The sequence below is a fragment of the Vibrio sp. 10N.261.55.F4 genome (assembly GCF_041470465.1).
In the GTDB taxonomy this organism is placed as follows: Bacteria; Pseudomonadota; Gammaproteobacteria; order Enterobacterales; family Vibrionaceae; genus Vibrio; species Vibrio crassostreae_C.
Map to the genome: position 1 here is coordinate 34,473 of NZ_JBFRMM010000001.1, position 13,420 is coordinate 47,892.

Below are 13,420 nucleotides of genomic sequence, written 5' to 3' on the forward strand. Positions count from 1 at the left end.
AAAGAAAGCCCGCACTCATAGAGTGCGGGCTTTTTGTCGTTCACCGCTGATTAATGGGACTCAATACGAGCAACCATTATCAGCTCATATTCGTCTGTCTAATTTTGAAAATTACACTTCAAACTGAGACACAAGGCTATCTAGCGCTTCACACTGTTCAGCCAATGCCATACATGCATTTTCTGCGCTGCTTGCCATCTCAACCATTTGCATGGTGCTTTCAGCGATGCGTTGAACATTCTTATTCACTTCTTCAGACACTTGAGACTGTTGCGAAGCCGCCGTAGCAATTTGTGTGTTCATGTCATTCATCTTGCCAATTGAGTTACGAATCTCACTCAATGAAGATGCTGCAGTTCCTGCTTGAACAATGGTTTTCTCGCCACTCACTTTGCTTTCAGTCATCACACCAACCGCGTGTTTAGCACCCACTTCTAAGCGTTCAATCATTGATTGGATTTCGCCAGTGCTGTCTTGAGTTTTACTCGCCAACGCTCTTACTTCATCTGCGACTACGGCAAAGCCACGGCCTTGTTCACCCGCTCGTGCCGCTTCAATAGCCGCATTCAAAGCAAGTAGGTTGGTTTGTTCTGCAATACCTTTGATCACGCCAAGGGTTGAGGCGATGTTCTTCACGTCTGTATCTAGTTCTTGAACCACACCGCCCGCGTTCTCGATATCTTGCGCAAGGCGTTCAATCGAAGTCACGGTCAAGCCAAGCGTGGTGTCTGCCGATTCCACTTCATGATTGGCAACATTATTGGCGGTTGCCGCATCTAATGCATTACCACTCACCACTTCACTGGTTGCTTGCATCTCATGAACCGCCGCCGCGACTACTTCACTTTCACGCTGTTGGTTCGATGAAAATTCAGCAACACTTTGCGTTAACGATTTAATGTTTTCCATCTCAGCGCGTACCGCATTCGATGTAAAAATAACTTGTTCGACGGTGACATGGGTCTTGCCAACAAACTGGTTGAAAGCAGAACTTAAACGAGCGATCTCATCATTACCTTCGACCTTCATACGTTGAGACAAGTTACCGTCACCCGATGCGATCTCATTCATCGCTTTCTCTACGTTCTGGATTGGCTGAACGATAAACCGATTGGATAACCACATAGCGAAAAGTGCAGCGAAAACAGCAACGGCCATACCCACTTCAATGATCAACTTACTCGATTCAATAGAGTCATCGGCTTGCTGGCGAAGCTCTTTCTGTTTCAATTCGATCAGAGTTCGGATATCGCGCAGTTGAGTACGAATGATCGCAAACTCTGCGTCAAGCGCTGGCGAGTAATCAATATTGTATTGGTCTGCGTTTGCTGGATCAGCGAACATTGGCTCGTGCAGTGCCACCCACTTGCTCATCGCGTTAACAAGCTTTGCTAACTCGCCACGTGAAGATGGGTCCAACACGCCCGCTTGATAACAAGGTTTCGACACTTTCAAAACGAGGAACCGCTTTGTAAGCGTTGTCTTTAAATTCAAATTTTTGGTACTCAATCGCCGCTTGGTCTTTCGAGAGTAATAGACCTTGAGCAGAAGCGATAACTTGATAAATGTCACGATACCCATCTTCCAAATTGTCTAACACGGGCTGAACCACATTATTGAGCTCATTATTAATCGCAGCTTGAGCATTTGATCTGATAACGTTGAGCACAGTAACGGTAGAAAAAACAATCACAATCACCAACAGCGGGATCGCGATTTTACTCTTAATCGAAAGATTATTGATATTCATTGGGATTAATAACCACACTTCAAATAGGGATGCGTGCGCAATATACAGCACACATATAAAATCCCGCTAAGCTTTTGTGAGCTTCATCTCATAGAAAACGATACCGTAAATTCGTGTGATGTTTTTTCAATCAAAGGTTAACTTTCGGCGACTAAAATACTCTCTGATTTAGACTTATTTGCTGCTGATACGCGCAAATACTGGAGAAGTGTTAGAAATAACACCATAATGTAGGGCTCTAAAATAAGTAGGTAAGAACATGAAAATTTGTGGTGTTGAAATCAAAGGTAACGATGCAGTCATCTGTCTTCTTTCTCTGTCAGACGGCGTATTTAACATTCCTGATTGCCGAGTTTCTAAGGTTGCGATTAGCGACGCAAACGACACACAGAATATGAAAGACTTTCAATTCTCTTTTGCAAAGTTAATGGAAGATTACCAAGTAGAAAAAGTTGTAATTCGCCAACGTCAGACTAAAGGCAAATTTGCTGGCGGTGGTTTCGGCTTCAAACTTGAAGCAGCAATTCAGCTAATCGACGGCCTAGATGTAACCGTTGTGTCTCCAGCTGAAATCAAAGAAAGCCTTAAGCGCAACCCTCTTATGATGAAGTTCAAAGAGACCGGCCTTAAGCAATACCAAGAAGCACCGTTTACAACGGCTTACGCTTGTTTGATGAAACGCTAATCAAAAGTCGCTAGCCAATATTTTATATAGAAAGAGCCTGAATATTCAGGCTCTTTTTTGTTTCTAGTCATCGATTTTTAGTAGGATGAGTTTGGTATACAAACTACCGCTCTAACACTGTTCGCCTACGAGCCTTAATTAACTCAGGCTTTTTCACCACCAAATAAACCGCCGCAGCAGACAAAGCAAAGCCCATCGCGCCATACATGTCGAACGACTCACCGAAAATAAGCCACGCTTGGATTGCTGTCGTCGGTGGCACCAAGTAAAAGACCGAAGCCACACTTGAAGATGCACCGTGCTCTACCATGTAAAGCAACAATAGGATGGCAACACAAGACAGAACGACCACCAGCCAAATTAGAGTCAACGTGAATTCTATCGTCCAGTTTACTTGCATAGTTTCGTAACGCATTGCGAACGGCAGAAACAACGCGGCAGAAGCCAAATATTGCACCATCGCACCGCCGACCATATCTGTCCCCTGACAGAAGCGCTTCTGATACAAAGTGCCGCAGGTAATACCCACCAAAGAAACCAAACACAATAACGTTGCCAAGCCTTTTTGGTCGTCTGACTGCCATTCAATATTGCCCATCAACACCAAACTAATACCCGCAAAACCAAGCGCTAACCCCAACCACTGTGCAAAATTAAAACGCTGCGAAGTACAGCTGATCATAATCAATGCGGTAAGAATCGGTTGTAAGCCAACAAGTAGAGAACTCAACCCGGCGGGCATACCTATATCAATCGCCAGATAGGTGCCACCAAGGTAGAAACCATGAATCAAGATGCCAACCACACTTGCGTGGAAGAATGCTCGACCACGAGGAATACGACGCTTAAGGATTGCAATCAAAACCAAGAACAGCGCCACGTTGGCTACCATCCTCAATGAAAGTAATGTTGCGGGTTCGGCATATTCAACACCAAGACGTGCGCCGACAAAACCTGACGACCACAATATTACAAACACAAACGGAATCATTTTAATCAGCATTACAAACCTCTGGTCAACTCTTCATCAATGCTGTTACCTTAGTTGGGTACAGATAACTAATAAAGATACAGATATAACACTTTAAATGGTTACAGATTGAGAGTGTACAACGAGGGAGAAACACGTGGAAGCAGAACTCAGCGGCAATAAATACCTTGCTACCGAACAACATATTAAGGCTCAGATCGATAAAGGACTTTTTCATCCAGACGATCGCCTTCCCTCGATCCGCCAGTTAAGCGAACAGCTTGGCGTAAGCAAAAATACCGTAATTCGAGCCTATCAAGAACTCGAAGCAACGGGTTGGGTTTACTCGGTACCTAAATCTGGCTATCGCGTAAAGACACCGAACACCACCTGCTGGGATACACCAAGCCAACCTCAAAAAGTGGACCTCTTATCTGTCACCAAATCGGTACTCTCTCGCCCGAAAGGCCGCCTGAAACTGTTGGCAGGTTCTGCGCACCCGAACATAAACAACCCTGCGATTCGTAGCTTGTATGCCGAGATTGGTCGCCACAGTCGATTACAAACTCAATTGCCTGGGTATTACCAATTACCTCCCGGCGACGAGCAATTAGTAAAGCAATTGTTAAAGATCACCCATGATCTAGGCGTACCTGCGGGATCCAAAGAGATTGCGATTACTCATGGTGCTCAACAGGCGATCAGTTTGGCACTACGTGCGCTCACCAAACCGGGTGACATCGTGGCAGTCGAGTCACCTTGTTACTTCGGTAATTTATTGTTGCTCGAATCACTTGGCTTGCAAGCTTTAGAAATCCCGAGCAGTGTTAGCCATGGCATTGACATTCCATCACTGCAGAGCGCGTTGGACAAATGGGAAGTAAAAACCTTACTGCTAACGCCAAACTTTACTAACCCAACCGGCTCAAGAATGCCATTGGCGAATCGAAAAGCATTACTGGAGATCACCGGATCTTTACCAATTATCGAAGACGATGTGTTCGGTAGCTTGGCGTTCGATACACCAATCGCTAGCCTCAAAGAGCTTGATGACCAAGATAGAGTCATCTACGTCAACTCACTGTCTAAAACCTTAGACTCACGCTTGCGAATCGGTTGGTTATTGTCGGGACGCTACCAACCTTTAGTCGAAAAGTACCTTTTATGCGACAACATGGGCAGCTCAAACCTGATGCAATCCGCGGTGGGTCAATTTCTCACTACCGGTAAATATCGCAGCCACTTATCCAAAATGAAGCGGCTCTACCAAACCAATCAAAAGCAATTCCAAAGCCTGTTAATACAAGCACTAGATAGCTATCCTCACCTTGTTGGGCAATACCACCTATCAAAACCGGAAGGCTCTTTTTTAAACTGGATAACGTTGCCAGAGTCGGTCGATAGTTATGCCGTCTACCAAGATTGTTTAAAGCACAAATTAGGGATTTTACCCGGTACTGTGTTTGGGACCAATGACCAATATAAACACTGCTTGCGCTTCACTGTCGCCAATATTGAAGAGAGCAAAGAGTGGAAAGAAGGGGTTGTAACACTAGCGAAGATAATCGCTAGGCACGTACGTTAGATTACCTTTCTAATTCTCCATTCAGGCCAAACAACAAAGCCCCTCCAACTGAGTGGGGCTTTCATCATTATCATATCTTGAGTTGCTTAAATACGATGGTTAATTAAAAGCGATTACCCTTGCCAAGCGAACTGTTCAAAAACTTTGTCGACTGGCGTTTTAGCAACGTGGTTTACGTAATTACTGATCACTTTCTGAGACAAGCCAAGAATCACTTCTAACACCTGTTGCTGACCATAGCCCGCTTCGAAAAATGCGGCCATTTCACTTTCAGGTACATTGCCGCGGTTGCGTACCATGCTCAGCGTAAAGTCATGAAGTGCTTGCAGCTTTTCAGTGGGTAGAGCCGTGCGATTACGAAGTGCTTCGGTGATTGCAGGATCAACCTTCATTGAATGTGCGATACCTGTGTGCGCAGGAACGCAGTAGTGGCATTCGTGTTCAACGTTGATGGTTTGCCAAACAACCGTTAGCTCTTCAGCATCGAAAGATGAGTCACTAAACGCCTGATGAAGCTGAGTGTAAGCCTTAAGTGTGTTTGGAGATTCAGCCAATACACCGAACAAGCCCGGTACTCTGCCCATCTGCTTTTTAGCACCTTCAAGAATAGGTTGGCTTTGCTCTGGCGCTGATTCTACTGAATGAATTTTGAAGTTGCTCATTGTTTTATCCCTATCAATTTATGATTCTAAAGTTATTCAATCACGGAGCAATTAATGACTGTTCTCCGTTGGTGTGAAAACAATATAGATCAAATTAGAACGATCGTTCAAGTGTTATTTTGAACACTCGTTCAATTTCATTGTATTTATCGAATCAACAATTAAGAAAAAACCGATTTTATTTTAGAGGGGCCAACCCTAATCCCATGATTAAAAATAGAAAACCCGCCAGGTATCAACTGGCGGGCTCGCTTATAAGTCTGCATTCTTATTTCAATCAACGATCGATGCTAATGGCACAAGCCTTCAGAACATCTAATCTCATCACAAGGTTAGACACTTTTCCCTTCAAATTGGTAAAGCTCTCTGAGCGTGTCTTTTAACCATAGAACGATCGGATTGTAGGCATTGCGTTTGTGCCAAATCATGGTGAAGGGGATCAGCAGCTTTTTGACATTTTCTTCATCTAAAGGGATGGGTAGACAAGTAAGATTGGGGTGGAGTTGTTCAACGTAACGTCGACAGTAATTCGGCGCAACGGTAGTCATGGTGTGATTCGATTGAGCGGTCATAAATAACGACTGCTCAAAACCAGCTAAAGTCAGTACGATATTTCGGTCTAGTTGTAGGTCAGTAAGCACTTCATCTAGCGCCCATGTTTCACTTTTCTCCCACACAATATTGATGTGGGGGTATTTAAGGAAAGCCTCAAGATTCCACTCTTCTTTCAAGGCGGGATGATCTTTTCTCAAATACACAACCGGCAAGTCGTGGAACAGAACCTCGAAGTCGATGAAATAAGGTAGTGAGTCTAGGGATTCTTTCGAACGTGGATGGCTTTCTCTCCCTGAAAATCCAATATCCGATTCGCCACGTACGATGGAATCTATCGAATCGTAGTCCCAGTTACGCATTTTGATTTTCGCGTTGGGGTAACGTTGAGACACGCTTTGCGTCAACTCGTTAAGCATGATCAGAGATAAAGGAGATTCTGCCTCTAGATTCAAACGCACATCTTTTGGCGCTTCGTCACCACGAGTCGTCAGTATTTGGCTTCCAATCTGCAGCCAGTCTTGAAGATCTTTTACCATGCTCAGTGCGAGTGGCGTTGGCGTTAATCCCCTTGGCGTTTTCACAAACAAAGGATCATCAAACCAATCTCTAAGCTTGGTGAGTGATTTACTCACCGTAGAAGGCGTGACGTTCAGCTTTTTCGCAGCTTTTGAAACACTCTGCTCCTGCAGCAACAATTGCAGAGTGAACAACAGGTTCAGATCAAGACGGGCTAGTGGCTTCTTCATAATCACTTTTAACTTGAGAGGGACCTACCCATAGTATTAGAGCAATACTGATAACTCCACCAACAGCTAATATAAATGCCAACATATTCAATGCACTTAGTCCAATAATGCCCATAAACCAGATAAACAATGCCGACGTACATATTTGAGAAACACCAAGAATCGAACTAGCCACACCTGCCCGCTGCGAATAACTGCTCAATGCTTGGCTCATCGCGACACCAAAGCCTAACGAGAATCCGCCACACACGAAAGCGAAGCCGATTAATGTCACGTAATGTCCTAATCCACCATCCATCGAGGCTATTAGCAAAATAGCAGCCACAATGAAGCACGTTTGAGAGGTCAGCATTAAGCTTTTCTGCTTAAACACATTCAATGCAAATGGGGCTGAAAATGACACCAACATGCTCACCAAGGCGGTTAATGCCATGGTGTAAGAGTACTGACCTCTATCGAAGCCAAGCTCTGTCATAATCAACAGTGGAGAGACATTCACATAAGTGAGAATTGTGGTCACGCCGAAACTAGTCATGATCACTCGGCTAATAAACAACGGCTCTTTAAACGTTTCGATTGAAGTCGAATGAAGGGTTACAGGTTTCTCAGGTAAGCGCGATTTCTCAGAGAAAGAGGCTTTGGCTAACCCATTATCTTTGATGTTGAGCTTAGTCTCTTTTAGCACCAACACAGACAATAAGCACACCACTACACCCATGCCCGCCATGGTCGTGAACAAACTCGGCCATGGGTAAACAGTCATGATTAGATGACCAATCACAGGCGCGAGTACCGGAACGATGCAAGTTATGCCATTTAACATCGACAGCACCTTGGCACGCCTTTTATCGTCTAAGACATCTCGTAAGATAGCGAACGCCACCACATAGCAAGATCCAGCACCAACACCTTGGAAAAAACGCACGATAAGAAACGGCTCAGCACTGTTCACAACCCCGCCCAAGGTCGACGAGAGAGTAAAAACAATTGCACCGAAAATGGCGACGGGCTTCCTCCCTACGCTATCGGCAAATTTACCCGCGAACAACATAGTCGTTGCCATACCGGCCAGATAGATAGAAAACGCGGCATGGAGCTGAGCCTCAGAGGCATTTAAGTCCGCGGCGATTTGAGGTAACCCAACCAAATACAGATCAATGGCCGTTGGATACAAAAGCACAAGTGCGAAACTACAAAATAGAAAACGATACATAACACCCCCACATAATTGGTGTGAGGATAATAAGAGCGAAATGCAAAACTACCGAGTGGCATCTACGACAACAGATCTTTCCATTTACGACAACCCCCCCACGCTCTCCTAAGAAGTCTATTGATTGGGGCTCATCAAATGAGCTGTGCTAGATATAAAAATCCGACAGAGATTCACTAAATAAGCAAGATTTGGACTGAGTTTTTCTGAAATAAAGGCATATCTTAATCAGAGGTGCAGTGCGGGTTATTGAACGTCGATTAATTTACAAAGGTTATAAAAAGGCTAAAACAATTCACCTGCCGAACACCTGATTCATCCAACCATACCCCTCACAAATTGCTTCGTAATTTTTTTAGAGAAATTCAAAATTTATTAGAAATTAACCCCTAACTTTACTGAGTAATTTGTTAGTCTTGGCAACAAATATTTACAATCCAACTAAAAATTATTTGGATACTTCGAGGTTGTTTTCTTGAATATGAAATTATTCGGCAGTTCTTTGATTCTGTCAGGAACTGCATTAGGGGCTGGCATGCTCGCTATTCCCATGGTGTTGGCCCAATTTGGCTTCATGATCAGCTCAGTGCTGATGCTACTTATCTTTATCGGCACCACATACTCTGCACTCCTCCTAGCAGAAGCATGCACTAAAACTAAAGACAACAGTGGCATGAGCAGTGTTGCTTACCTCACTCTGGGCAGCAAAGGTAAACACTTTATCAATGCACTCTTTTACCTGTTGCTAGTATGCATGTTGATCGCTTATATCTTGGGTGTCGGTGACATCATTCATAAGCTACTGCTCGACGTTGGTGTCGATGTATCAGCATCCGTTGCGTATACCATTTTCAGCCTATTGATGGGTGCTATCGTCGTCTCGGGCAAGTCTTATATCGACAAACTGAATCGCGGGCTATTCATCTTGATGGTCGTGATGCTGTTTATCGTTATCGCGTCATTATTTAGCAACATTCGCCTTGATTACCTAACTCAAACCAGCCAATACACGGCCAACGACGTGGTGCAATACAGCGCAGTTATCTTTACTAGCTTTGCCTCTATGGTGGTGATCCCGTCACTGGTTATCTACAACCGTGAAGCAACTCAAAAGCAGATCCGCAATATGATTCTGCTAGGCTCAGTGATTCCATTAATTTGCTACCTAACTTGGTTATTCGCGATTATCGGCAACCTTGGCACAGACGCGATAAGCCAGTTCCACAATATCTCTGAGTTGATCTCTGCGTTCAGCGGCCAATCTGCTTGGTTGAAAGTGGTGATCGCTCTGTTCTCTGCTCTGGCCTTGGTGACTTCTTTCCTCGGCGTGTCGATGGCGCTTTACGACCAAAACAAAGATGCGGTGACCAACAACAAAGCGTTGGCTTATGCGCTAACCTTCATCTTACCTTTGGTATTAGCTGAGCTGTTCGCTAGCCAGTTTGTAAGCATGCTGGACTATGCAGGCATGGTCCTGGTGTTCCTAGCTATCTGGGGCCCACTCGCAATGGTAGTTAAGGTTCGCAGACCTGACTTCCCTCACCTACAAACCGAAGGCAGCTACACAGCAGCCGGTGGCGACACGGCATTAATGGCGACATTTGGTTTTGGTGCGTTGATTTTCGTGTCTTGGTTTATGGGGTAGATCCCCATTGAATGGACTATCTGTTGCCATTTAGAAGACAGCAGATACAAATAGCCCGTTAGTCCTGCTATTAAAAGTAGAGACTAACGGGCATTTTACTTCTTATTGGAGTGCTTGCTAGTTAGCTCTTAAACGTACTCGCAATATCTTTCAATGAAGCTGCTAACTGAGCTTGTTCTTTGGCTGTTGCAGCTATTTGCGTTGCACCTGTCGTAGATTCTGTCGACTTCTGCTCTACTGCCATGACGTTTTGAGCAATATCTTGAGTCACTACCGCTTGCTCTTCGGTAGCGGTTGCGATCTGCTCAGTCATGCTAAAGATCTCGCTCACCGATGCTGAGATACCTTGTAAGGTGTGTTCCACCTCTTTTGAATCCTCAACCGCTTTAGACGACATCTTCTGACTGTTATCAATCACATTAAACGCGGTTTGCACATCAGACTGTAACGAGCTGATGAAACCTTCAATTTCAGCTGTCGACTGCTGAGTACGCTGTGCTAACGTGCGAACTTCATCAGCCACTACCGCAAATCCACGACCTTGCTCACCCGCTCTTGCCGCTTCAATTGCCGCGTTCAATGCTAACAAGTTAGTCTGTTCAGCGACGGACTTAATCACATCAATCACACTGTTGATGTTATTACTGCTCTCGTGTAAGTGCGTGATCTTTTCCGCTAGATCATTAATTTCAGATGCCAGTTTTTCGATAGAGTGGTAAGAGTTTTGAACCGTACTCAAACCTTCTTGAGACTGCTCATCGACCAGTTTAGCGGAACTTGCTGTCTGCTGAGTTTTAGCCGCCACCTCATTTACCGTTGCTGATAACTCTTCTGTCGCCGTCGCAACCAAGCCAATTTGGTCTTGTTGTTGCACTAGCGTGTTCGAATTGTAGTGACAGGTTTGTGAGGTTTCTTCAGCGGCTGAAGCTAAGGTCAGACTCGACTGAGACAGGTTGTCGATAACGTTTGAAAACTTCTCTAGCGTTTCGTTGAGTGCCGAAGAGATCTGTCCAAGCTCGCTGTTGCCAACGAACTTAGCGCGAACTGTTAAGTCGTTGTCATTACGAACCTTAGACAACATCACTGTAAGATCTTTTACTCTCATCGTCAGGTCGCTGATCGCCTTATAGCTCACGAAGGTCGCGAACAAGGTTATCAAAGCAAACAGACCAATACTCATCATCATCGCAGACTGCGCCTCTGACATTTTTTTCTCTGTCAGTGCGATAAGCGACTCTGCTAGGCGGTTTTCTGTTTTCTTTAGCTGAACAATACGAGCGGTAGATTGCGAGAACCAGTACACAGGATCAACATCAAAACCGCTCATCTTAGATTCAGCCAAACCACGAAGCTTTTCTACTTCTGCCACCGAACGATCATTCAATTGCTGTTCAAAGAAACGAACGTTAGCTGGGTTACTCAATACCTCAAAGTTTGAGAAATAGGTATCTTGCTCAGTCACCAAAGAGATGAATTTAACCAACATGCCTGGGCCAAATTCATTTTTAGAGAAGGTATTATTTAGGACAGCACGCTCGATACCCGCTCGCTCTTTACCTTGTAAAAAGTTGTAGTAAGCGATGGTTTCAGTGGTGATGGCAGCATCAGAGCTAAGCTCAGCAATTAACGCCGATACGCTCAGCAGCTTTGCATTAAGTTGGGTGTAATAACCCAAAGCCTCAGACAGCGGAATCGATTGAGAATCGACCCGATTACGAATAGAAGTAATTTGATTTAGGCTTTGGCTTATTTCAGTGTTCAGCCGAGTGATCTGCGGTAAATCGATTTCAGCAGATTGCCAGTATTCGGCTTTCAGATTACGTCTATTATCTGCACTGGCTCTTTGTGCACGTAGTTCACTGACAAACTTAGTGCCCTGTGAGCCGATAAACCCAGCCGTCATTCCACGCTCTTTTTGTAACTCATGCACAAGTTCACTGTACACAACCGACAAACGGGTAAGTTGGTTTAATGAAGACAATTCACTGGTGGTTTCTACGCCTTTTGAAATCGCAGAAACGCTAAGCCATAGAAATCCCAAGATCGGTAAAATAAGCAAAGCGATGATTTTTTGCTTAAAAGACATATCGGTTAATTTCATTATCATTTCCCTAGCAGCTAACAAATCTTTTCAGTCATCTAACTCGCACACCCTTAATAAGATGCGCCTCAATTGTGACTGTATAATTATTCAACTTGATCAATGTGCATCAATTACCGTGCTACACAGATCGCGATGCGATGAAGGTAACATTTAACCTTACAAAATTCATTGATTTACCGATAAAACTGTTAGCTAAGCGACCTAACGATACCCAAAACACATGCGACAACATTTTATTGACGTAAGCGACTGAAATCTGACACACTTTAACTACCCAAAAGGGGTAGGCCTGCACCAATTATGTGCTCAGAGAAAACAATCTATTCAGAACTAACTATAGATTCAACGCTCACCAGCGATTGATTCACAACTAATCAACTCCCTATTCTGCGCTGATTAACTGTCTATTCCTCGTTAACTAAATATGTATAATGCCGAATTATTAAAGTAGAGATTCGCAATAAATATGCGACAATAACTGAGAGATATTTTATGGACTGTCCCGCTTGCGAAGAACATATCGGTTGGGAATGGGTAGAAGAAGCGGCTATTGAACCCAATGAGGAATTCGATTGTCCAGAGTGCGAAGCAACATTGATGTACACCATCGATGAAGGCACCTACTACGGCGCTCAGCACAAGACCGTAGAAGTTATTGATGATTAAGATTATTTCCTGATGATCTGGATGTTTTATTAACTCTTTGATGTTCTAAGCCTGCGCAAAGCAGCTAAACACACCTTTACTAGAACGGGCGTTCAGCATAAAATATTGAACATATGTTCAGATTAATGAAGTAGATGTTATGGCCAAGACTGCGAAGTTCGATAGACAAGATGTAGTAGATAAAGCAACGAACCTGTATTGGGAAAAGGGCTTTCATGCGACTTCTATGCGCAACCTGCAAGACGTGATTGATATGCGTCCGGGCAGCATCTACGCGACGTTCGGCAGCAAAGAAGGTCTGTTTAAAGAGACGCTTGCTCGCTATACCGAACTTGGCATCCTGAATCTGAACCGCTTCCGCAGTGAAACCGAATCGCCTATCAAAGCGTTGGAAAACTTCGTAAAACGTGCGGTTGTCGAATCGAAACAGAGCGCACCAAACGGCATGTGTATGTTGGCTAAAACGGTCGCAGAACTGACTGATGAACACGCAGAATTGTTAGCAGAAGCGAAGAAGTCACTCAAGATAATGGAAGGTGAGTTCGCCAAGCTGATTTCAGAATCACAAGAATTGGGTGAGATCAGCAAAGAGCGCGATCCGACTCAACTTGCTCGTCATGTTCAGGTCCAAATCGCAGGCCTCCGTACCTACGCCAAAACCTGTGACGATATCGATTTACTCAACTCAATGGTTGAAGACGTATTTAAGTACCACCCTTTTTAGCGTCTGACCTGACTGATTGGGCACAATACAAAAAGACTCCACTTTCGCCTTAACAGGTCTGAGCGGAGTCTTTTTAGTTTTGATCTAGTTAACTTTATAGATGATAAACTTTGCG

10 protein-coding genes and 1 pseudogene are annotated in these 13,420 nt (G+C 44.3%); 5 read left to right on the plus strand and 6 right to left on the minus strand.

The genetic code is table 11. The features are described 5' to 3' along the window. Positions 1–111: 111 nt before the first annotated feature. Positions 112–1,750: pseudogene (locus tag AB4249_RS00190) on the minus strand (methyl-accepting chemotaxis protein). 259 nt (positions 1,751–2,009) lie between these two features. Between AB4249_RS00190 and AB4249_RS00195 the strand changes: the two are divergent. Further along, positions 2,010–2,435 carry a DUF3010 family protein gene (locus AB4249_RS00195; RefSeq protein ID WP_017061669.1) on the plus strand — a complete coding sequence of 142 codons (426 nt, stop codon included), beginning with the start codon at positions 2,010–2,012 and terminating at the stop codon, positions 2,433–2,435. 103 nt (positions 2,436–2,538) lie between these two features. Here AB4249_RS00195 and AB4249_RS00200 read toward each other — a convergent pair whose 3' ends face one another. Continuing rightward, on the minus strand, positions 2,539–3,438 hold the full coding sequence (locus AB4249_RS00200) for a DMT family transporter (RefSeq protein ID WP_102429238.1): 900 nt from the start codon (positions 3,436–3,438) through the stop codon (positions 2,539–2,541). Positions 3,439–3,562: 124 nt separating this feature from the next. Between AB4249_RS00200 and AB4249_RS00205 the strand changes: the two genes are divergently transcribed. Beyond that, a complete protein-coding gene (locus AB4249_RS00205; protein ID WP_372102122.1) occupies positions 3,563–4,990 on the plus strand; it encodes a PLP-dependent aminotransferase family protein in 1,428 nt (475 codons plus the stop codon). Positions 4,991–5,103: 113 nt separating this feature from the next. Here AB4249_RS00205 and AB4249_RS00210 read toward each other — a convergent pair whose 3' ends face one another. From AB4249_RS00210 to AB4249_RS00220, 3 genes are all read right to left on the minus strand, one after another. After that, positions 5,104–5,652 carry a carboxymuconolactone decarboxylase family protein gene (locus AB4249_RS00210; protein ID WP_017061666.1) on the minus strand — a complete coding sequence of 183 codons (549 nt, stop codon included), beginning with the start codon at positions 5,650–5,652 and terminating at the stop codon, positions 5,104–5,106. A gap of 332 nt (positions 5,653–5,984) precedes the next feature. Continuing rightward, entirely contained in the window at positions 5,985–6,953 is a 969-nt protein-coding gene (gene yidZ / locus AB4249_RS00215; protein WP_004732954.1) for an HTH-type transcriptional regulator YidZ, read from the minus strand. Further along, the gene (locus AB4249_RS00220) at positions 6,928–8,166 is read right to left on the minus strand and encodes an MFS transporter (protein ID WP_372102123.1); all 1,239 of its coding nucleotides are present in this window, start codon (positions 8,164–8,166) and stop codon (positions 6,928–6,930) included. The genes yidZ and AB4249_RS00220 overlap by 26 nt, the downstream gene beginning before the upstream one ends. A gap of 481 nt (positions 8,167–8,647) precedes the next feature. Here AB4249_RS00220 and AB4249_RS00225 point away from each other — a divergent pair, with 481 nt between their 5' ends. After that, positions 8,648–9,811: an amino acid permease gene (locus tag AB4249_RS00225; RefSeq protein WP_017061663.1), complete on the plus strand. Its 1,164-nt coding sequence runs from the start codon at positions 8,648–8,650 to the stop codon at positions 9,809–9,811. Positions 9,812–9,932: 121 nt separating this feature from the next. On the opposite strand, the gene AB4249_RS00230 is transcribed toward AB4249_RS00225, so the two are convergent. Further along, entirely contained in the window at positions 9,933–11,912 is a 1,980-nt protein-coding gene (locus AB4249_RS00230; RefSeq protein ID WP_372102124.1) for a methyl-accepting chemotaxis protein, read from the minus strand. 495 nt (positions 11,913–12,407) lie between these two features. Between AB4249_RS00230 and AB4249_RS00235 the strand changes: the two genes are divergently transcribed. Both AB4249_RS00235 and AB4249_RS00240 read left to right on the plus strand, forming a co-directional pair. Then, positions 12,408–12,581: a hypothetical protein gene (locus AB4249_RS00235; protein ID WP_017061661.1), complete on the plus strand. Its 174-nt coding sequence runs from the start codon at positions 12,408–12,410 to the stop codon at positions 12,579–12,581. Between the two features lie 139 nt (positions 12,582–12,720). Further along, positions 12,721–13,305 (plus strand): TetR/AcrR family transcriptional regulator, encoded by a 585-nt coding sequence (locus AB4249_RS00240; RefSeq protein ID WP_017061660.1) that lies wholly within the window; start codon positions 12,721–12,723, stop codon positions 13,303–13,305. The last annotated feature ends 115 nt before the right edge of the window (positions 13,306–13,420 follow it).